The organism is Cobetia sp. BMC6 (assembly GCF_029991385.1).
In the GTDB taxonomy this organism is placed as follows: domain Bacteria; phylum Pseudomonadota; class Gammaproteobacteria; order Pseudomonadales; family Halomonadaceae; genus Cobetia.
Genome location: NZ_JAKUMF010000002.1, coordinates 644,782 through 666,289, shown reverse-complemented (window position 1 = coordinate 666,289; position 21,508 = coordinate 644,782). Strand labels below are relative to the sequence as shown.

The following is a 21,508-nucleotide window of genomic DNA, read 5'->3' as shown; positions in this document are numbered from 1 at the left end:
CCCTATGCCAGCCGCGCGCAGACACCTGCCCACAGACACCCTCCATCGACCACCGGAGGTCGCCAGATTCCTCTCTTTTGTCGATCATTCAGTGACTTGCCAGATGCGACCAAGGCAGGGGCAGACCATGGTCTAGCCCGTCATCCGCCGCGTCTGCCGCTACTCTGGTGAACAATGTCTGAACACCAAAGTTCTCGGAACTGAACACTCACCACGCACAAGTGAACATTGCCGTGAACACTCCCCCCAGACCGATAAAAGCACCGACAACAGCACCGACAACAGCACCGACAACAGCACCGAAAACAGCACCAATAACAACAGAGGCCTGAAAGGCCCGCCGCACAAGGGACATCGCATGCCACTACCTCAAGCCGCCAAGCACTCAGCGCGCCACGCTGCCCACAACTCGGCCAAGCATCCAGCCCGCCACGCGGAGGATCAGGTGCTCGATCCAGGCGCCGCCTCCGCAACGCCTGCGGCGGCTCTCTCCTCTGCGCTTCCCTCTTCTCCCTCTTCTTTCCCCTCGGCGCTGCCGGCCTCAACCCTCAGGTGCCCGCCGGAGGAGCTCGTCTGGCGTCAGCGTCAGGCCGCCAGCCTGATGGAGACGGTGGCATCAGCAGTCACCGGTCATACTCTCAACCTGCTCGATCACTGGCAGGCGTGTCTGGTGCTGACCGACCGCGACGGCGTGGTGCTGGCAAGCTACGGCCATCAACAGCTGCTGGGCAATGATGCCCCCCTGTTGCACCCCGGCGCGCGCTGGCGTGAGGAGTCATTGGGCCACAACGCCATCGCCGAGACCCTGAATGCGCCGCGCGCCAATCGCCTGGCACGCATCGCGCTCGAGGCGCATGACGCCGAATGCCTCAAGGGCCTGGCCAGCGCCAGTGCCGCACTGCTGGCCCCCGCCAGCTGGAGTGCCAGTCGCGGCCTGACGCCCGGCGCCTGCGAGGGGTGCCTGGGACTGATCTGCGATCCCTACCGTGTGCGCCAATACAGCCTTGGCATGCTCGGCGTACTGGCGGATGACATCGAGCAACGCCGTCTGGGCGAGGCCCACGGGCACGACCATCACCTGTTGCGCCTGCATCTCAACCGCTCGCAGCTGGATTCGCCCAGCGCGGCCCTGCTGGCCATCACGCCGCAAGGTCAGGTCGCGGCTGCCAGTCGCCGGGGACTGCAGCTGCTGGCGGCTCACCTTGAACTCACGCCCGCCTCCGACAGCGCAGACAACGCATCTCACAGCGCAGCCAATGCATCGAACAGCGCGGCCAATGCAGTGGACAGCGACAGCTGCGCCACCCGCGATGACATCCACCTGCTGCTGGGCCAGCCGCTGGCACGCTGGCAGCTGGACTGGGCGCCGCTGGCCCAGCTCGCCGATGCGCAGTGTGTGACGCTCACCCAGCACCCACGCTTCACTGGCTACACCCTGCGCGCAGTCCTGCCCAGGCCACGGGTCGTGGCCCGCGCACCGGCTGAGCCCCCGGAAAGCCAGACACCGGCCGAGACCACCACTCGCGAGGCAGCGTGCCACCCGAGCCTTGCGCGCCTGCATCATGGCGATGCCGGCTGGGCCAGGGTCTGCGAACTGCTGGCGCGGCTGGTGAACGCACGCCTGCCGCTGCTGCTGCAGGGCGAGACCGGCGTCGGCAAGGAGGAAGTGGTCAAGGCGCTGCATCAGGCCAGTCATCGCGCCCATCAACCGCTGGTCGCCATCAACTGCGCCGCCTTGCCTGATGAGCTGGTCGAGGCCGAGCTGTTCGGCTATCGGCGCGGCGCCTTTACCGGTGCCGACCCCGCCGGACGCGAAGGCCGCCTGCTCGAGGCCAATGGCGGGCGCCTGTTTCTGGATGAGATCGGCGACATGCCGCTGCATGTGCAGGCGCGCCTGCTGCGCGTGTTGCAGGAGCGTGAAGTCACCCCACTGGGTGGCGGCAAGCCGCAGCGGGTCGATTTCGAACTGGTCGCCGCCACCCATCAGCCCCTCAGTGAGCTGGTCAAGGCCGGGCGCTTCCGGGCAGATCTCTACTATCGCCTGTGTGGCGCCACCATCGCCCTGCCGCCGCTGAGGGAGCGTCACGACATCGCCGGACTGAGTCGTGCCCTGCTGACACGGCTGTGCCGGGAGCAGCGACGTGAGCCGCCGCGCATCACGCCCGCCTTCCTCGATCGCCTCACCCGTCATGACTGGCCCGGCAACGTGCGCGAGCTGGACAACGTGCTGCGTCTGGCGCTGGCACTGTGCGATGGGTCAGCCCTGGAGCCGTGCCATGTGATGCTGGCGGGCGACTGTCTCGCATCACAGAACGACTGCCTCGCGGTAGAAGACGACTGTCCCGCAGCAGAGAGCGAGATTGCTCACCATCCCTCGCAACCGAGCCGCCTGTCCTCGCTGCCGGATCTTTCCAGTGCCGAGGAGCTGCAGAGCGCGCTGGATGCGCTGGGCGGCAACGTCTCGCGTCTCGCGCGGGAACTGGGCATAAGCCGCACCACGCTCTACAAGCGACTCGGCGCGGCCTGACGCAGCAGGCTTTTCCTCAAGCCCTGTCTCCAAACCCTATCTCCAAGACCTATCTTCAAGTCCTATCTCCAAGCCCTATCTCCAAGCCCGACACTGAAACGCCCGCGCCCCCGCAGACAGACTCTGCGGGGGCGCGGGCGTTTCTTGCGACTCCTGTTTCTCACCGCCATCAATCGCCCGGCACTCAAGAGCAGAGGGCTGAGGGCTGAAGGCTGAGAACAAAGATCAGCTCGGCGTCAGGCCGCGCAGTCGTTCATTGCGACGGCGAATCAGCTCCAGTGTCGTCAGCAGCAGGACCGAAACCAGCACCAGCAGCGTGGCCACCGCCAGGATCGTCGGGCTGATCTCCTCGCGGATACCGGACCACATCTGGATCGGGATGGTGGTCTGCGCCGGCCCGGCGATGAACAGCACCACCACCACCTCATCAAACGAGGTGATGAAGGCGAACAGAGCACCGGACACCACCCCCGGCGTCACCAGCGGCAGGATGATGCGGAAGAAGGTACGGCTCGGACTGGCCCCCAGCGAGTGTGCCGCACGTGTCAGCGAGTGATCGAAGCCGGACAGTGTCGCCGTCACCGTGATCACCACGAAGGGAATGCCCAGCGCCGTGTGCGCCAGGATCACGCCCAGATAGGTCTGGGTCAGCCCCAGTTTCGAGAAGAAGAAGAACATCGCCGCGGCGCTGATGATCAACGGCACGATCATTGGCGAGATCAGGATCGCCATGATGGTATTGCGAAACGGCATGAAGCGACTGGAAAGCCCCAGTGCGGCAAGCGTGCCCAGTACCGTGGCCAGCACCGTCGCGCACACCGCCACGATGATGCTGTTCTTGATCGAGCGCATCCACTCATCCGAGGTGAAGAACTCCTGATACCAGCGTAACGAGTAGCCATCGGGGTCCAGAGACAGCATCTTCTCCGAGAAGGTGAAGTAGGGTTCGGCATTGAACGAGAGCGGAATGATCACCAGGATCGGCCCGATCAGGAACAGGAAGATCAGCGCGCAGAGCACGCAGAACACCCAGTGCCAGATCCGCTCACCACGAGTTGCATAGGAAGGTATGGCCATCTGTCACCCCAGTTTGACCTTGTCCACACCGATCAGACGGTTGTAGACGAGATAGAAGAGGATCACCACGACCAGCAGAATCGAGCCAATGGCCGCTGCCAGCCCCCAGTTGAGCGAGGTCTGCATGTGATAGGCGATGAAGTTGGTGATGAAGCGGCCCGACTGCCCGCCCACCAGTGCCGGCGTGATGTAGTAGCCGATGGAGAGGATGAAGACCAGAATCGAGCCCGCCCCGATGCCCGGCAGGGTCTGCGGGAAGTAGACGCGCCGGAAGGCGGTGATCGGCCCGGCGCCCAGCGAGCGCGCCGCATGCATGTAGCTGGGCGGGATGGTCTTCATCACCGAGTACAGCGGCAGGATCATGAACGGCAGCAGGATGTGGGTCATCGCGATGATGGTGCCGGTCTTGTTGTAGATCATCTGGATACGCGCCTCCTCGGCGAGCATCCCGACACCCACAAGCATGTCATTGAGCACCCCCTGCTGCTGCAGGATCGCGATCCAGGTGGTGGTTCGCACCAGCAGCGAGGTCCAGAACGGCAGCAGCACCAGGATCATCAGCAGATTGCCGCGACTGGCCGGCAGGGTCGCCAGCAGCCAGGCCACCGGATAGGCCAGCAACAGACACAGCCCGGTGATCGCCGCGCTCATCCAGAAGGTGCGGATGAACAGCGAGACGTGGATCTGCAGATACTCCGGTTTCTCGACGATCTCCCCTGTCGGTGAGAACTGGCGATCCACCGCCGCCAGATAGTAGGAAGCGGTGAGAGGCGACGATTCGCGCTTGATCAGACGCCAGATATCCGGGTCCTCCCAATCCTCATCGGCCTTGATCAGCGCGGCCTTGTAAGGGGCCTCCATGCGGCCGGCACGGCGGGCGCTTTTCATGAACAGCGACCGCATGCCGGACTTTTCGTAGTTGAGACGCGAGGCGACGCGCCCGAGATTGCGCGCCTTGAGTCCCGCGGCCAGATCCTGCGCCAGGGCGGCGTAGGCGGCCTCTTCCGGCAACCCTTCGCCGTTCCAGTCGACCAGCACCTCGCTGGTGCGTGGCAGATAGGTGGAGACTTCCGGGTTGTCGACACTGCGTGACAGCATGTCGAAGATGGGCATGACGAATGCCAGCCCGATGAAGACCAGCAACGGTGCCACCAGCAGCAACGCCTTGATGCGGCTGCGGCGGATGGCGCGATTGAGGCTCTGTTTCAGCGGCACGCCATCGGCAGTGGTCAGCGCCGCGCCGGGGGCGCCATTGGGGTCATGTGCTGCGCTTCCGGACGTGGCCGGGGCGGAGGAATCGCTCATCCTGCACTCCTTGATCGGCTATCCGAGGATGCCTGGGCCGCCAGCCGGCTTCCGCGTGACAGTGACGGAAGCCAACCTGGCGGAATAGAGCATGGCCGAGGGGCCATCAGGCATGATCAAAAAGGCCCCGGCGCGCGGGTGTGCGCCACCGGGGCCAGCGGGTCAGTGCAGGGGTCAGCGCGCCAGCCAGGCGTTGAAGCGCTGGCTCAGCTCATCGAGGTTGTCGGCCCAGAATTCGTCATCCTTGGGGATGGCGGTCTCGAAGTTGGGGCCATAGGTGGGCATGTGCGGTTTCATGTCGATGCCGGTGTCCGCATGGGTCGAGACCAGTGCCGCGGAGGAGGTACGCGCCGGGCCGTAGGAGATGTACTTGGCCTGATCCGCCAGACGCTGGGTATCGGTGGCAAACATCAGGTAATCCTTGACCTTGTCGAGCTTGCCGGTCGGCACCACCCAACCATCCAGCTCGAAGACCTGGGCATCCCAGACGATGGAGAATGGCTGCTTCTCGTTGACCTCGGCATCGAAGATGCGTCCGTTGTAGGCCGAGGCGAAGGCCACTTCCTTGTCCGCCAGCAGCTGCGGCGGCTGTGCGCCCTCTTCCCACCAGATCACGCTGTCCTTGATGGTATCGAGCTTGGCGAAGGCACGTTCGATGCCTTCCTCGGAATCCAGCATCTCGTAGACATCTTCCGGGGCCACGCCATCGGCCACCAGCGCCCACTCCATGTTGTTGATCGGCTTCTTCTGCAGGGCACGCTTGCCGGGGAATTCCTCGAGATTGAAGACGTCATCGATGGAATCCGGCTGCTTGTCCTCGGGGAACATCTCGGTATTGAAGGCCACGATGTTGGAGTAGACGATCTGCGGCACGAAGCACTCGCTGAGCGAATTCTCGATGAAGTCCTCGCTGGCCGGCGTGCCATCCGGCGCTGCCGCGAACAGGGTGTCCGGGTCCAGCGGCTCGATCAGGCCTTCCGAACAGGCGATCAAGGCATCACTGGGCAGCATGTCGACCAGGTCCCAGGTGACGTTGCCGGCCTGGACCTGCGCACGCAGACCGGAAAGCGCATTGGATGACTTGTCGATATTGACGACGGTGTCACCGCTCTTCTCTTCCCAGGGCTCGTGATAGGCCTTGTTCTGGCTGTCGGTATAGGCGCCGCCCCATGAGACGATATTGAGCGTCTCGGCCTGGGCCGCACCGGCGCTCATGCCGGCCGCTGCCACGGCAACCGCCAGCAGACTGCGCAGCGGCATGCCCGGGCGCGAGGTAGTGAATGACGCGGTGAACTGATTGATGACTGACATGGATGAATCTCCCTGATTTCTTGTTGTTGTGCTGCACTCTTGTCGCGAAACCTGCTCTTGCTCTGCTGAGGAAGCGTACTTCACCTTCCTTGCTGTCTTGTCTTTACTCGCCTGTGCTTTTCTAGTCTGTCCTTAACTGGCCTGTTCTGACCTTTCCTGGCCTCAGGCATCCAGCGCCCGGCAGTCGCAGGCGTCCCATCCCACCTGCAATGTCTGCCCGGGCCGCAAGGGCGGATAGCCCTCGGCGTTGGGTGTCTTGATGATGAATTCGTCACTGCCACACACCGCCACGCGCGTGCGCAGATGATCTCCAAGATAGATCACCTCGAGCACCTCGGCGGAGAAGACATTGTCGGGAGGGCTTGGCGTGCCCGCGGCGCCTGGCTCTTCCGCCGACAGCAGGCGCACCCGCTCCGGGCGCAGTGACAGCTGGGTGCGCTCGCCGACCTCATTGACGGCCACCTTGAGTGCCCGTACCTGCTCGCCGCTGTCGAGGGTCACAGTGCAATGCTCCCCCTGAGCGTCGAGCTGCGATACCTGGCCGTTGAGGCGATTGTTCTCGCCGATGAAATAGGCGACGAAGGCATTCTCCGGCGCTTCATACAGCGCCTCGGGGGTTGCCAGCTGCTGGACGATGCCGTCATTGAAGACCGCGATGCGGTCCGACATGGTCAGCGCTTCCGTCTGATCGTGGGTCACGTAGAGCATGGTGACGCCGAGTCGCTGGTGGATGCGCTTGATCTCGAACTGCATCTCCTCGCGCAGGTTCTTGTCCAGTGCCCCCAGCGGCTCATCCATCAGCACCAGCTCCGGCTCGAAGACCAGCGCACGTGCCAGGGCGACCCGCTGCTGCTGCCCACCGGAGAGCTGCCCCGGGCGGCGATCGCCGAATTCGCCGAGTCGCACCATGTCCAGCGCGTTGGCTACCTTGGTCGAGATTTCCTCCTTGCTCATGCCGCGCACTTCCAGCGGGAAGGCCAGGTTCTCGGCCACGCTCATGTGCGGAAACAGCGCATAGTTCTGGAAGACCATACCGATACCGCGCTTGTGCGGTGGCAAGTCATTGATGGGAGTTCCGTCGAGGAGGATGTCGCCGTGGGTCGGCGTTTCGAAGCCTGCCATCATCATCAGGCAGGTGGTCTTGCCGGAACCGGACGGCCCCAGCAGGGTGACGAATTCGCCGCGCTGGACTTCAAGATTGAAGCCCTTGACCACCAGCGTTTCGCCGTCATAGCTCTTTTGTACATCATTGAAGATCGCGAAGCAGGAGCTGGTCTCCTGCGGCGCGTCGGGCTCAGCAGTCGTGACCATGCGGGGTATCCATACGTGTTGTTGTTATCGTGGAGCAAGTGATCGAACAGGCTTCATTGGCCCTGATCGCTGCCCTCAGTCCCATTTGACCCTACGGTGACAGTCGAGAGGCGACAAGCGCCGCGCTCGCTGAAAAGCGTTGAAATCAGGCTATGCGAAAGTCTAAATATTGAACTACCGCCGCCAGCCATTCGCCGAGGGCCCTCGACAAGCCCCGCCGCTGAATCACCGACGCCACATGGCGCCTCCCCGGTGTGCGCCCACTGAAAAGCCCCCGCTGCACACAAGGCAGCGGAGGCTTTGGGTCTTTCAACTCTGGGTTGCCCGAGGTGGGCAGCCATATCAGAGCATCGGGAGCTCAGCGGCGGTCAGAACTTGGTAATGACCCATACCGCGTGGATGATCCCCGGCAGGAAACCGAAGCAGGTCAGGATGATGTTGATCCAGAAATGCTTGTTGGCGACACCCACCTGCATGAGAACGCCCAGCGGCGGCAGGATGATGGCCAGAATGATGCGAATGATATCCATGAGTTGCTCCTTGCGATTGTGACAACCGTGACTCCACGGAGGTCATGAATGTTCGATGCTCGTGTTGATCAGCGTCCTTCTTGATCACTGTCCTTCTTGATCAGTGTCTTCTATAACAGCTCCCGTCTTGAAGACTGACGGTCTTGATCACCGTTTTTCTTTATCAGCGTCGGCCTTGTCGACGTCATCGTCGTGCGCAGAGGCCGATCCACCGGCGCGGGCCTGACGATCGATCTTCTGGGACAGCTTCTCGGAGTCCGCCGCCAGCTGCTCGTGGTAGCGCTCCCAGTCTTCCCAGTCATGCGGCGTCCCGGTGCGTGGCCGATGGCTGCCGGACTCACGTGCACGTGCCCAGGCATGTTCTTCCAGACTCTGAGGCTTGTCCTCCTCCTTGTCCTTGTCGCCGTCCAGGCCGTGCTTCGCCATGTACTCTCGTGCGTTCATCTATTGCCTCGCTTGCCAGACTCGACGCCTGACGATGCTGTGACGTACCCACTACCTATGGCTGACAGGGTCAAATATCAAGTCTGTATAACTATTTCCGGCAAAAAAGCCGCTTGCCGGCCAGCACGTTCCTGCCGAAAACAAGGCCATGCGCCAGCCCACGCCTGACTGGCAGCATGATCATCAAGAAAAGCTATCGCCTCGCTTGATGCAATCAAATTCACCCGCGAGAGGCTTGCCCCTAGACTGGCTCCAGTTTCGCAAGGCACTGATTTCTCATGCACTCGACAGCATCATCGAGCCTCAGTCGCCTGCCATTCCTTTTAGATACGTCTCATCGAGACCGGAGCCAATTCCATGCAACTCGAATCACACGAAGGCCAGCAGGTCCCGAACGTCAGCTTCAAGATCCGTCGCGACGGCCGTCTGGTCGAGCGCACCAGCGAGGAGATCTTCTCGGGCCGCAACGTGGTGGTCTTCGCCCTGCCGGGGGCCTTCACCCCGACCTGTTCCTCCACTCACCTGCCGCGCTACAACGAGCTGGCCGATCGCTTCTATGCTGTCGGCGTCGACGAGATCGTCTGCCTGTCCGTCAATGACGCCTTCGTCATGGAATCCTGGGGCGAGCATCAGGAAGCCGAGAACCTGAGCCTGATCGCCGACGGCAACGGCGACTTCGCCGCCGGCATGGGTATGCTGGTCGACAAGAGCGACATCGGTTTCGGCAAGCGCAGCTGGCGCTATTCCATGCTGGTACGCAACGGCGTGGTCGAGAAACAGTTCATCGAGCCGCAGAAGCCGGGCGACCCCTTTGAAGTCTCCGACGCCGATACCATGCTCGATTATCTGGACCCCGACGCCGGTCGTCCCAGCTTCGCTACCCTGTTCAGCAAGCCGGGCTGCCCGTACTGCGCACGTGCGAAGCAGATGCTCGACGAAGCGCGCATCAGCTACGAAGTCATCGAAGTCGGCACCCGCGGCGTGACCTCACGCACCCTGCGCGCCATGACCGGCCAGGCCACCGTGCCGCAGGTCTGGATCGACGGCGAGCATGTCGGCGGCAGCGATGAAGTCGCCCGCTACTTCGGCAGCCTGACCAGCGCTTGAACGCTACACGCTGACAGGCCCCGATAACTTTCTCTTTTCATCACGCGCGGGCCACGCCCGCGCCTGAGACCCCATTGTCAGGTGCGCTGCTGGCGCGCCTTGAGGAGTACGACGTGAACGAACGCCAGGTTGAAGTCGCCATCATCGGTGCAGGCAGTGCCGGTCTGGGTGCCTATCGCGCCGCCAAGGCACACACCGATTCCGTGGTCATGATCGAAGGTGGCCCCTACGGCACCACCTGTGCCCGTGTCGGCTGCATGCCGTCCAAGCTTTTGATCAGTGCGGCAGAAGCCGCGCATCACGCCCGTGACACCGCACCGTTCGGCATCAATGTCGAAGGCGAGGTCAAGGTGGATGGCCGCGCCGTGATGGACCGCGTCAAGCGTGAGCGCGACCGTTTCGTCGGCTTCGTGGTCGAGTCCGTGGAAGGCATTCCCTCCCACGACAAGCTGCGCGGCAATGCGCGTTTCGAGACCGCCAACAGCCTGATCATCGGCGACAACGAGACCCGCGTCACCTTCGAGCGTGTCGTGATCGCCACCGGCTCACGCCCCAGCTATCCGGGCTTCTTTGAGAATGCCGGTGACCGCCTGATCATCAACGACAGCGTCTTCGACTGGGACGACCTGCCGGAATCCGTCGCCGTCTTCGGCCCGGGCGTCATCGGGTTGGAACTGGGCCAGGCGCTCACGCGCCTCGGCGTGCGCATTCGCATGTTCGGTGTCGGCGGCGCCATCGGCCCGCTGCGTGACGAGAAGCTGCGTGCCAATGCCGATCGCGTCTTCAACGAGGAGTTCTATCTCGACCCGGACGCCAAGGTCGAGAAGATCGAACGCGTCGAGGACGAGAACGGCGCCGGTGTCGAGATCACCTTCATCGAGCGTGGCAGCGAAGCGCGCCTCACCGAGCGCTTCGACTACCTGCTCGCGGCCACCGGCCGTCGCCCGAACGTCGACCGCCTCAATATCGAGGCGCTGGGCCTGAAGCTGGACGAGCGCGGCGTGCCGATCTTCAATCGTCACACCCTGCAGACTCGTCTGAGCGACGACACGCCGAGCCATGTCTTCATCGCCGGCGACGCCAACAACGACCTGCCGCTGCTGCACGAAGCCTCCGATGAGGGCCGTATTGCCGGTGACAACGCCGGTCGCTTCCCCGACGTGCGTGCCGGGCAGCGCAAGAGCACCATCGCTGTCGTGTTCAGTGATCCGCAGATGGCCACCATCGGCCTCTCGACCGCCGAGATCGAACAGCGCTACGGTGCCTGCGACTGCTACGCGGTGGGCGAAGTCGACTTCACCGGCCAGGGTCGCTCCCGCGTGATGCGCATGAACAAGGGCATGCTGCGCGTCTATGGCGAGCAAGGCACCGGCCTGCTGCTGGGCGCCGAGATCTTCGGCCCGCGTGCCGAGCACCTCGCCCACCTGCTGGCCTGGTCCCATCAGCAACGCATGACCATCGAGCAGATGCTGGAAATGCCCTTCTATCACCCGGTGATCGAGGAAGGTCTGCGCACTGCGCTGCGTGACCTCAACGCCAATCTGCAGCTGGGCCCGGCCATCGTCGAGCGCTGCATGGAGTGCGGTCCGGGTGACTGATACACCCTCAAGGCAACGGGACGCGCAGCTCACGCAGTGATGCCCTATGCTCTGAACAGAGGTTGAGTGTCGCCGGCAGTCACGAGAGTGGCTGCCGGCATTCATCGCACGACTCCCTCACCGGAGAGTCGAAGAGCAGTGACGCAGGAGATCTGCCCATGAAAGCCACCCAGCTCAAGGTGCCCTCGACCATTCGCGATATCATGTCCCGCGACTGTTATCGCGTGAAGGCACGCACCAGCATTCTCGAACTCGCCCAGGGCCTGACCCACCACCGTCTGCCCGGTGTGCCGGTCGTGGATGATCTGGACCGTCTGATCGGCTTCATCTCCGAGCAGGACATCCTCGGCAAGCTGCTCGACAGTGCCTATCACTGCGGCCAGCATGCCCAGGTCGGTGATCTGATGCGTCACGAAGTCCTGAGCGTCGGCCCGAACGACAGCATCACGGATCTGGCGCAGCACATGAATGGTCAGCGTCCCAAGGTCTATCCGGTGGTCGAACAGGGCCGCCTGATCGGCATGGTCACCCGCCGCGATGTCCTGAGTGCTCTGCTGGTGATGCAGAACGGCTGTTGAGACAGTTCGCCAATCAAGAAACTGCCTGGCGCCAGGCCTTGTGCACAGAGCCCCCAGCGGTCATCGCCGCTGGGGGCTCTGTGCGTGATGAAGAGAAAACCGAGAGCGTCTTCAGCACGCTTCAACCAGCAGACCAAATCCTCGAAGATTATCCAATGGCTAATCCATCTCCGCCGCCAGCCTGACGCTCATCAATAGTCGAGCAGCAACCCGAGGCGATGACATTCGCTGGAGGGCGCTGTGCCGTGCTCTGCCACCAAGGCCTCTGGTCATGGTGAAAGTCGCTGAAAGTCTGGGAGAATCCGAAAGCCCCAGCGAAAACCGGCAAAAGCCCACGTATTTCAGGCATAAAAAAATCCGCCAGGAAAACCGTGGCGGACCAAAGAACAGTTAAAGCCAGACATAACATCGCGATAACATCATGTCCTTGCTTACTATGACTGCGCCTTTTGCATTTCTATCCCGACGGTTGCCAAAAAATCCGGTCTTTTTTGTCACTGACCTTTACGGAATGTGAAAGCTGGGCTACGTGCGTTGCCAGTGGAAGACGCGCTAACCTGTGACCTGACCTGATCGCAGGATCGAACCGCCACAAGGACACCGCATGTCTGCCACGCCCCATGACCTCCACGCCCTGGCGCTGCGTCACCCGGAAATCACCAGCCTGATGGCCGGCCGCGAAATCGGCTGGCTCAACCCTGAACGCGTCGCGACCGCCAAGGCGCTTGCCTCACCAGCGCTGCAGACGAGTAGCGTGGAAGCCCAGGACATCGAGGATGCCGACGCACGCCTGATGCGTTTCGCTCCCTGGATTGCCGAAGCCTTCCCCGAGACCGCCGCGGCGTCAGGGCGCATCGAATCGCCGCTGGTGGCAGCGCCCGGCTTGCAGCAGGCGCTGAGCGGCATAGCCTCGACCGCATCTCCCCTCAACTCAACCGAATCCTCGCTGCCCGGACGCCTGATGATCAAGTGCGACAACGCCCTGCCCATCTCGGGTTCGATCAAGGCGCGCGGCGGCATCCACGAGGTGCTCAAGCATGCCGAGCGTCTGGCCATGGACGCAGGGCTGCTGCGTCAGGACGACGACTACCGCGTTTTCCAGCGTGATGAGATACGTGCCCTGCTGGCCGGCCAACAGGTCGTGGTGGGCTCTACCGGCAATCTGGGGCTCAGCATCGGCATCATGAGCGCGCGGCTCGGCTTTCGCGTCACCGTGCACATGTCGGCAGATGCCAAGCAATGGAAGAAGGACCTGCTGCGCGCGCGGGGCGCGGAGGTCGTGGAGCACAGCGGGGATTATGGCAAGGCTGTCGCCGCTGGGCGCCAGGAAGCGCAGCAGCCCAACGCCCACTTCATCGATGACGAAAGCTCGCGGGACCTGTTCGTGGGTTATGCCACGGCGGCCAGCCGCCTCGCGGAACAGCTCTCCGCGCAGGGCATCCCGGTGGATGCCCGCCATCCGCTCTGCGTCTATCTGCCCTGCGGCGTCGGCGGCGGTCCGGGCGGCGTGGCCTACGGCCTCAAGCAGGTCTTCGGTGACGCCGTGCACTGCTTCTTCGCTGAACCGGTCAACTCCCCCTGCATGCTGCTGGGCATGTTGACCGGCGAACATGATGGCATCGCGGTGGAGGATATCGGGCTGGACAATCGCACCTGCGCCGATGGCCTGGCGGTGGGTCGCGCCTCGGCCTTCGTCGGGCGCGTGATGGCGCCCTTGCTCAGCGGCATCCATACCGTGCGTGATGAGCATCTGCTCGAACTGCTCGCGCTGGCGCATGACAGCGAAGGCCTCATGCTTGAGCCCTCCGCGCTGGCTGGCGTGCCCGGTATTCATCACGTGCTGTGCAATGACGCCCCCGCCTGGCAAGCGTGGCGGGCGGCCAACGGACTGGATGACGGCGAGGTACAGGCCAATACCACCCATGTCGTCTGGGCTACCGGCGGCAGCATGGTGCCCGAGGCGATCTGGCAGGCCGACTATCAGCGCGGCAAGGCGTTGCTCTCCCAGGTCAGCACAAGCCGGTGAGAGTGAGCCATCAGGCGATGAAGGCCTGCCACAGCCACACGCCGGTCAGCGCAAGCCCGATCACTCCCAGCGGGCGCGAATAGCGCTGCCAGAGCGCCAGCGCCTGATCCTCGACCAGTGCCACCAGGGCTGCCAGTCCGAAATAGCGCACCCCGCGCCCGACCAGTGCCGCCAGCAGGAACAACGCGACCGGATAACCGCTGGCACCGGCGACCAGCATGGCACTCTGGAAGGGAATCGGCACGATGCCGATCAGCATGATGGCAAGGAACCCCTGCTCGCTGAAGCGCTGCTGGAAGGATTCGAAGGCCTGCTGCCCGCCGAAGAAGCCGATCAACCCATCACCCCACGCCGCCAGCGCGTAGGCCCCGAGATAGAAGCCCAGCAATGCCGCGGTCAGGTTGCCGGCGAGCGCCACCGCGGCCACGCGCCAACGGCGCTCGGGGTGGCGCAGCATCCACGGAATCAGAACGACCTCGATGGGAATCGGAATCAACAGGGTTTCCAGCATCGAGGCGATGAACAGCCACAGCATGGCGTGGCGGGAGTGATTGAGGCGGTCGAGCCAGTCACTCGCGGAAGAGAGTTTCCACATGAAGGCAGCACGTTGTCCTGGACGATGAGCTGACCACTTTGCCTTGAGTCCGTCCCGCTTGCCAGCCTGCTCGACCACCAGCGCACACCTGAGCCAGAACCCTGACGCGCTACTCGAAACCTTCCAGACGCATGGCCGAACGCACCAGACGCTCGTCCTCCTCCTCCAGCTCGCGCAGGTTGTCGCGAATGCTGTGCAGGTGCTCCAGCGCCGCCTTCTCCGCCGCCTCCGGCTGCTGGTCCATCACCGCCCGGTAGATGGCCGTGTGCTGGGCATTGATCTGACCGCGGGGAATCGGGCGATGGTAGAGATTGCGCAGCGAGGCGAACACCGAGCTGAGCAGCAGGTCATTGATGCCCTTGAGCGTATGCACCAGCACCGGGTTGTGGGACGCCTCACAGATGGCGTGGTGGAAGGCATGATCGTGACGTGCCAGCTGCTGGGCATCCGGCAGCGCCACATCACCCGGCGCTGAGGATTCAAAGTCGGGCGGATACTCGCGCACACAGGCCGCCATTGCCTCGTAATGACGCCGGATCAATACCCTGTCCGCCGGCGTGCCGCGCAGGGCAGCCAGCCGCGCCGACTGCCCTTCCAGCAGGGCCCGCACTTCCAGCAGGTCATACAGGGTGCGCGGCTGATCCCGAAACAGATGCATCAGCGGGCTGATATCACCGCTCGGCAACAGCGCCGCGACGCTTGAGCCCTTGCCGTGTCGTGTCTCGATGATGCCCTTGCCACGCAACAGCCTTAGCCCCTCGCGCAGCGAAGCCCGCGAGATCCCCAGTCGCTCACATAGCCGGCGTTCCGAGGGGATCATCTGCCCGGGCTTGAGCACGCCGTCCAGAATCAATTGCTCCAGACGCGCCGCTACCTGATCCGCGGCGCGGGGATCCGCTCCTGACTCTGCGATGGTTTGCAGCATCCCGCCCCTCCCCCTTCATGTGCTCGATCTTCGTGTGCCCAACCTTCGTGTGCAGGACCTTGATCAACACCCTCGTGGCGCTTGATCGACTCGCTGGCAGCGCCTGGCGATTCTCGACTGGTCAGACCTGTCGATCAGCGGACGCAAAGGCACCTGACGGCAGCAATCGTCTGGCCAGTAAAGCGTGGTTTTCCTTGCGCAAACACTAGACGAATGTCTGGTCAGACCACTGATATGAAGCATGGACAAGGCCGGGGAGGCAGGCCAGATTGTGTGCAGATCGGGTGCGGCAGGTCAGGCAAGACGGGCCCCTCTCGCCGGTCGAATCGACAGGCGACTCGCTCGCCCCCGCATCAGCCGACAGTAATGACAGACAGCAGCCGCGCAGACCCCAACCTCCCGGGAGGCAGTGCATGAATATCCTCTATGACCCGACGCTGGATGGACCGCTGGTCCAGCACGACAAGGGCCAGGTGCTGGCGCATCTCACCACTCTGCTGCCGGACCTGACGCTGCTGCACCGCGAGGAGGACCTGCACCCCTTCGAATGTGATGGCCTGTCCGCCTATCGCGTCATGCCGATGCTGGTCGCCCTGCCGGAGCGGGTCGAGCAGGTCGCCGCCCTGCTGCGTGAATGTCATGCGCTGGGCGTGCCGGTGGTGACACGTGGCGCCGGCACCGGGCTGTCCGGCGGCGCCTTGCCGCTGGCGCAGGGCGTGCTGCTGGTGATGTCGCGCATGGCGCGGATTCTCGAGATCAACCCCGACGCCCGCACCGCACGCCTGCAACCCGGGGTGCGCAATCTCGCCATTTCCGAGGCCGCCGCGCCCTTCGGACTCTACTACGCGCCGGACCCCTCCTCGCAGATCGCCTGCTCCATCGGCGGCAACGTGGCCGAGAATGCCGGTGGCGTGCACTGCCTCAAGTACGGCCTCACCGTTCACAACCTGCTCAAGCTCGAGATGCTGACCATCGAAGGCGAGGCGATGACGATCGGCGCCGACAGCCTCGACTCGCCCGGCCTGGACATGCTGGCGCTGATGACCGGCTCCGAAGGCATGCTGGGGGTGGTCACGGAAGTCACGGTGCGCCTGCTGCCCAGGCCCGAGACCGCCAAGGTGCTGATGGCGAGCTTCGCCGATATCGACAAGGCCGGCCGCGCGGTGGGCGACATCATCGCCTGCGGCATCATCCCCGGCGGGCTCGAGATGATGGACAACCTGGCGATCCGCGCCGCCGAGGACTTCATCCACGCAGGCTATCCGGTCGAGGCCGCCGCCATTCTGCTCTGCGAACTGGATGGCGCCGAGGCCGATGTCGTCGATGACTGCGCACGGGTCCGTGAGGTGCTGGAGCGCGCCGGCGCCACCGAGATCCGCCAGGCACAGGATGAGGCCGAGCGCGCGCGCTTCTGGGCCGGACGCAAGAATGCCTTCCCCGCCGTGGGCCGCATGTCGCCGGACTACTACTGCATGGATGGCACCATTCCGCGTCGCGAGCTGCCCGCCGTCCTGAACGGCATCGCGGAGCTCTCGCGCCAATCGGGGCTCGCGGTGGCCAATGTCTTCCATGCCGGTGACGGCAACATGCACCCGCTGATCCTGTTCGATGCCAACCAGCCCGGCGAGCTTGAGCTGGCCGAGGAGATCGGCGGCAAGATTCTCGAACTGTGCGTGGCCGCCGGCGGCAGCATCACCGGCGAACATGGCGTGGGCCGCGAGAAGATCAATCAGATGTGCGCCCAGTTCAATCACGAGGAGATCAGCGTCTTCCATGCCGTGAAGGCCACCTTCGACCCCGCAGGCCTGCTCAACCCCGGCAAGAACATCCCGACGCTGGCGCGCTGCGCCGAATTCGGTGCCATGCATGTGCATGACAACCAGTTGCCGCACCCCGAACTGCCACGCTTCTAGACAGCTGCGGCGGGACCTTTCGCTACCTGACGTTCGCCACTTCATCGCCACTTTAATAGAGGCATGCCATGCCAGAGTCAGATGATTCGCTACAGGATCAGGTGCCGAGCCACGCCGAGTGCATGACACCTGCCACCAGCCAGCCCCCGCAGCAGCAGGATGCCAGCGAGGCACTTTGCGCGCAGGTCCGCGCCGCCCATGAGGCGAGGCGCCCGCTGCGCATCGCAGGCAGTGGCAGCAAGACCTTCCTCGGCCGTGAAGTGGCCGCCGAGGAGGTACTCGACATGCGCGCGCATCATGGCATCACCCACTACGACCCGGTGGAGCTGATGGTCTCGGTGCGCGCCGGCACACCGCTTGCGACGCTCGAGGCCGTGCTCGCCGAGCAGGGTCAGCACCTGAGCTGCGAGCCGCCCCACTTCGGCCCTGCGGCGACCATCGGCGGCACCCTAGCTTCGGGACTCAACGGCCCGCGCCGCCCCTGGAGCGGTAGCCTGCGCGACCTGGTGCTGGGCACCCGCATCATCAGCGCCGACGGCAAGTCGCTGCGCTTCGGCGGTGAAGTGATGAAGAACGTGGCGGGTTACGACCTGTCGCGCCTGATGTGCGGTGCCCAGGGCACGCTGGGCGTGATCAGTGAAGTCTCGCTCAAGGTGATGCCGCGCCCGGTGGCAAGCGAATCGCTGTGTCTGGAGCTCAGCCTCGCCGAGGCGTTGACTCGCCTGAATGCGTGGGGGCGCACGCCGCTGCCGATCACCGCGACCAACTGGCATGACGGCCGCCTCACCCTGCGCCTGGAAGGAGGCGAGCGTTCGGTCCAGGCCGGGTGCGAGCAGCTGGGTGGCGAAGCCCTGACGACGGATCAGGCAACGGCGTACTGGACTGAGCTGCGTGAGCACCGCCTGCCCTTCTTCAGCGCGCGCGCACCGCATCAGGCACTGTGGCGACTGTCGCTGCCGCTGGCGCTGGATCACCTCGAGTGGCAAGCCGCCGTCAGTGAACTGCTGGGCCCTCTGGGGGATGCCGATTTGCTGTGTGACTGGGCGGGTGCCCAGCGCTGGCTTGCAAGCGATGCCCCCGCCCAGCGCATCCGCGCGCTGGCCAGTCGGCTGGGCGGCCATGCCATCTGCTATACCCCGGATACCGTCGCCGCCGAGGACAGTCCGCTGATGCCGCTGGCCGCCCCCAATGCCCGCTACCACCTTCAGCTCAAGCAGCAGCTGGACCCCCACGGCATCCTCAATCCCGGTCGCCTGTATGCCGAGATGTGACTCACGCCACGACAGGAGACGCACCTGAATGCAGACCCACTTCAGTGACGCCGCACTTGCCAGACCGCATATCCAGCGAGCCGACAAGGTGCTGCGCAGCTGCGTGCATTGCGGCTTCTGCAATGCCACCTGCCCCACCTACCAATTGCTGGGCGATGAGCGCGACGGCCCACGCGGGCGCATCTATCTGATCAAGCAGCTGCTGGAAAGCGATCCCGAAAGTCCCGACGAGGCAGTTCGCGAGCAGGCCAGCGAGATCACTCGCGAGACCCAGCGGCATCTGGATCGCTGCCTGAGCTGTCGTAGCTGCGAGACCACCTGCCCATCGGGCGTGCAATATCACACCCTGCTCGATATCGGGCGTCAGGAGCTTGAGCGTCGCGTCGGCCGCCCGTGGCGAGAGCGCCTGCTGCGCAGTGGCCTGCGCCATGCGCTGGTCGATCCCGCGCGCTTCAAGGCCTTGCTGGCACTTGGCGTGCGCTTTCGCCCTCTCGCGCCTGGCGCGCTGGCTGACAAGATCCCGCTGGCTCGCGAGCGTCAAGCCAAGCGCCCGGCCGCCCCCGTCACCGCGACGCCTTCTGATCAGGCGCTTTCACGCCAAGAGCTTTCTCGGCAAGTGCTTTCGCGCCAGGTGCTGATGCTGGAGGGCTGTGTGCAACCGGGCCTGGCCCCCAACATCAATGCCGCCACCGCCCGCGTGCTGGCGCGCTTCGGCATCGGTGTCACCCCCATTCAGGAGGCCGGCTGCTGCGGTGCCATCGACTATCACCTCAACGCCCAGCAGGCCGGTCGCGCGCGCATGCGTGCCAACATCGATGCCTGGTGGCCGGCCATCGAGGCCGGCGCGGAAGCGATCGTGCAGACCGCCAGTGGCTGCGGGGCCTTCGTCAAGGAATATGGCGAGATGCTGGCCGATGACCCGGACTATGCTGAGCGCGCCGCACGCGTAAGCGCCCTGGCCCACGATATCGTCGAAGTGCTCGGCGAGGAGATCGCTCGCGATGATCGACAGAATCTCGCGGCCGCGCCCGACCAACAGCCGCTGGCCTTCCATTGCCCCTGCACCCTGCAACATGCCCAGGGACTGGGCGGCGAGGTGGAGAAGATCCTGTCGCAACTGGGCTTCACGCTGACCCCTGTCATGGAGGGCCATCTGTGCTGCGGTTCCGCCGGCACCTACTCGATCACGCAACCGGAGTTGTCACGCCAGCTGCGAGACCGCAAGCTTGAGGCGCTGGAGGCCAACGGGCCGGCGCGCATCGCCACCGCGAACATCGGCTGTCAGACGCATCTCTCGAGCGCCGGACGCACGCCGATAAGTCACTGGATCGAGCTGGTGGATGATGCCCTGCCCGAGACGCTCCCGCAGGAATGAAGCGTCACTATCTGTTTCACTATCTGTTTCACCATCTCTTTCACTGTCCTTTTCCCTCACCACTGCCAAGGAAGCCCGATGATCACTCGCCACGTACTGACCCTCGCTGACGTCAATCAGATGCTGGACGCAACCCAGAAGGAAGCCGAGGCCAATGGCTGGGCCGTGTCCATCGCCGTTGCCGACGACGGCGGCCACCCGCTGGGTCTGCGTCGCCTCGACGACACCCCGGCGATGACCGGCTACTTCGCCCAGGAGAAGGCCAAGAGTGCTGCTCTGGGGCGCCGCGAGACCCAGCTGTTCGAGGACTCCATCAACGGCGGGCGCACCGCCTTCCTGTCAGCGCCGCAGCTTGAAGGCATGCTGGGCGGCGGCGTGCCGGTGATGGTCGAAGGCCAGATCGCCGGCAGCATCGGCGTGTCCGGCGTCAAGCCGGAGCAGGATGCCCAAATCGCCAAGGCCGGGGTCGCCGCGCTGGACCTCTGAGGCGCCGCCAGCCTGGATAAAGAGACCTCACCGGTTTGGATAAAATGCCCTCACCGGTCTAAATAAAAGGCGAATAAAAAGACCGCCGCGCCCCTCGGGGCACGGCGGTCTTTTTGCATATGCCTCTTTTGCATCCGTGTCTTTCGATCACGCACTACGAGGTGGCATGGCGGCTTCCACCGCCGCCATGAAGGCACGCAGTTTGCCCGACTGCGGCAGGCGCTGGGGATAGAGCATGTAGATGCTGTTGGGTTCGCCCTCCTCATGCGCCAGCAGACGCACCAGACGGCCTTCGGCCAGTTCACGATCAACCAGATAATGGGCGACCCGGATGATGCCGGCATGACCCAGCGCCTGCTGCTTGAGCAGGCGATGATCATTGATGGCCAATCCCCCCGCGAGACTGACCTCACCACTGGCCAGCGGCCAGCCGGACTGCCCCGACCAGACATGGCAGCGATGATCGCCAAGCGCCGCGGCCGTGCGCGGCGTGCCATGCGCGGCAAGATACTCGGGCGAGGCGCAGCAGCAATGGACGTAATCGAGCAGGCGACGCGCGATCATGTTGTCCGGTGGTGTGCGCGTGGCACGAAATGCCACATCAAATGGCTCACGGGTCAGGTCATGGCTCTCGTAACTGACGTCCAGACGCAGCTCGACCGCCGGATGACGGGCCTGAAAGGCATTGCAGACCTCGACCAGATAACGCTCGGCGAACAGCACCGGTGCCGTGATACGCAACACGCCGCTGTAGCCCTGACGCTCCGACTCGCTCGTCTGCTCCAAGTCATGTTCAAGCTCCCGCTCCAGTGCCAGCAGCTCGCCGTGTACCGACTGCATGCGCTTTCGAATGCGCTCGCCCTCCTCGGTGAGACGGACCGCCCGCGTGGTGCGGATCAGCAAGGGCGCCCCGATGTCCTGCTCCAGTCGCCGCACCTGCTCGGAAAGATGAGCACGCGACACGCCCAGCGCCTTTGCCGCCCGGGTGAAGCTGAGGGTTTCCGCCACCTGAGCGAACAACATCAGTCGCTCCACCTGCTTGTGATGTCGCATCCTGCCTGCTCCTCATGCCAGCCATCCGGAATTTGAGCGATCGAGCCTGCCACATAATTGTACGCTCTGGCGAACA

General features: G+C 64.1%; 18 protein-coding genes. 9 read left to right on the top strand and 9 right to left on the bottom strand.

The features are described 5' to 3' along the window. Positions 1-358: 358 nt before the first annotated feature. The gene (locus MKZ40_RS07080; protein ID WP_175089823.1) at positions 359-2,527 is read left to right on the top strand and encodes a sigma-54 dependent transcriptional regulator; all 2,169 of its coding nucleotides are present in this window, start codon (positions 359-361) and stop codon (positions 2,525-2,527) included. 225 nt (positions 2,528-2,752) lie between these two features. Here the strand turns inward: MKZ40_RS07080 and MKZ40_RS07075 are convergent, their stop codons facing one another. From MKZ40_RS07075 to MKZ40_RS07050, 6 genes are all read right to left on the bottom strand, one after another. Then, complete coding sequence (locus MKZ40_RS07075) at positions 2,753-3,604, bottom strand: ABC transporter permease (protein WP_175089822.1); 852 nt, start codon at positions 3,602-3,604, stop codon at positions 2,753-2,755. Between the two features lie 3 nt (positions 3,605-3,607). Continuing rightward, positions 3,608-4,909: an ABC transporter permease gene (locus MKZ40_RS07070; protein ID WP_175089821.1), complete on the bottom strand. Its 1,302-nt coding sequence runs from the start codon at positions 4,907-4,909 to the stop codon at positions 3,608-3,610. Between the two features lie 174 nt (positions 4,910-5,083). After that, on the bottom strand, positions 5,084-6,220 hold the full coding sequence (locus tag MKZ40_RS07065; RefSeq protein ID WP_225347830.1) for an extracellular solute-binding protein: 1,137 nt from the start codon (positions 6,218-6,220) through the stop codon (positions 5,084-5,086). A gap of 162 nt (positions 6,221-6,382) precedes the next feature. Continuing rightward, a complete protein-coding gene (locus MKZ40_RS07060; RefSeq protein WP_175089820.1) occupies positions 6,383-7,531 on the bottom strand; it encodes an ABC transporter ATP-binding protein in 1,149 nt (382 codons plus the stop codon). A gap of 368 nt (positions 7,532-7,899) precedes the next feature. Beyond that, positions 7,900-8,061, bottom strand: coding sequence for a YqaE/Pmp3 family membrane protein (locus tag MKZ40_RS07055; protein WP_043334518.1), 162 nt, complete (start codon positions 8,059-8,061; stop codon positions 7,900-7,902). 147 nt (positions 8,062-8,208) lie between these two features. Continuing rightward, positions 8,209-8,487, bottom strand: a complete 279-nt coding sequence (locus tag MKZ40_RS07050; RefSeq protein ID WP_175089819.1) for a hypothetical protein — start codon at positions 8,485-8,487, stop codon at positions 8,209-8,211. A 375-nt stretch (positions 8,488-8,862) separates the two neighbouring features. Here MKZ40_RS07050 and MKZ40_RS07045 point away from each other — a divergent pair, with 375 nt between their 5' ends. The 4 genes from MKZ40_RS07045 (at position 8,863) to MKZ40_RS07030 (ending at position 13,814) form a co-directional block, all read left to right on the top strand. Then, positions 8,863-9,612, top strand: a complete 750-nt coding sequence (locus tag MKZ40_RS07045) for a glutathione peroxidase (protein ID WP_107335176.1) — start codon at positions 8,863-8,865, stop codon at positions 9,610-9,612. Positions 9,613-9,725: 113 nt separating this feature from the next. Next, positions 9,726-11,210 carry a dihydrolipoyl dehydrogenase gene (locus MKZ40_RS07040; protein WP_175089818.1) on the top strand — a complete coding sequence of 495 codons (1,485 nt, stop codon included), beginning with the start codon at positions 9,726-9,728 and terminating at the stop codon, positions 11,208-11,210. Positions 11,211-11,368: 158 nt separating this feature from the next. Then, positions 11,369-11,788, top strand: a complete 420-nt coding sequence (locus MKZ40_RS07035) for a CBS domain-containing protein (RefSeq protein WP_175089817.1) — start codon at positions 11,369-11,371, stop codon at positions 11,786-11,788. A gap of 604 nt (positions 11,789-12,392) precedes the next feature. After that, a complete protein-coding gene (locus tag MKZ40_RS07030; RefSeq protein WP_175089816.1) occupies positions 12,393-13,814 on the top strand; it encodes a D-serine ammonia-lyase in 1,422 nt (473 codons plus the stop codon). Positions 13,815-13,824: 10 nt separating this feature from the next. On the opposite strand, the gene MKZ40_RS07025 is transcribed toward MKZ40_RS07030, so the two are convergent. Further along, positions 13,825-14,409, bottom strand: a complete 585-nt coding sequence (locus tag MKZ40_RS07025; protein ID WP_175089815.1) for a VTT domain-containing protein — start codon at positions 14,407-14,409, stop codon at positions 13,825-13,827. 109 nt (positions 14,410-14,518) lie between these two features. Continuing rightward, positions 14,519-15,334: a transcriptional regulator GlcC gene (gene glcC, locus MKZ40_RS07020; protein ID WP_175089814.1), complete on the bottom strand. Its 816-nt coding sequence runs from the start codon at positions 15,332-15,334 to the stop codon at positions 14,519-14,521. A gap of 413 nt (positions 15,335-15,747) precedes the next feature. Here glcC and glcD point away from each other — a divergent pair, with 413 nt between their 5' ends. The 4 genes from glcD (at position 15,748) to MKZ40_RS07000 (ending at position 20,379) form a co-directional block, all read left to right on the top strand. Continuing rightward, positions 15,748-17,247 (top strand): glycolate oxidase subunit GlcD, encoded by a 1,500-nt coding sequence (gene glcD / locus MKZ40_RS07015; RefSeq protein ID WP_175089813.1) that lies wholly within the window; start codon positions 15,748-15,750, stop codon positions 17,245-17,247. Positions 17,248-17,315: 68 nt separating this feature from the next. Continuing rightward, positions 17,316-18,518, top strand: a complete 1,203-nt coding sequence (glcE, locus tag MKZ40_RS07010) for a glycolate oxidase subunit GlcE (protein WP_348994692.1) — start codon at positions 17,316-17,318, stop codon at positions 18,516-18,518. A 28-nt stretch (positions 18,519-18,546) separates the two neighbouring features. Further along, positions 18,547-19,893 (top strand): glycolate oxidase subunit GlcF, encoded by a 1,347-nt coding sequence (gene glcF / locus MKZ40_RS07005; RefSeq protein ID WP_175089812.1) that lies wholly within the window; start codon positions 18,547-18,549, stop codon positions 19,891-19,893. Positions 19,894-19,971: 78 nt separating this feature from the next. Next, positions 19,972-20,379, top strand: a complete 408-nt coding sequence (locus tag MKZ40_RS07000) for a heme-binding protein (protein WP_175089811.1) — start codon at positions 19,972-19,974, stop codon at positions 20,377-20,379. 147 nt (positions 20,380-20,526) lie between these two features. Here the strand turns inward: MKZ40_RS07000 and MKZ40_RS06995 are convergent, their stop codons facing one another. Continuing rightward, positions 20,527-21,432 carry a LysR family transcriptional regulator gene (locus tag MKZ40_RS06995; RefSeq protein ID WP_175089810.1) on the bottom strand — a complete coding sequence of 302 codons (906 nt, stop codon included), beginning with the start codon at positions 21,430-21,432 and terminating at the stop codon, positions 20,527-20,529. Positions 21,433-21,508 lie beyond the last annotated feature (76 nt).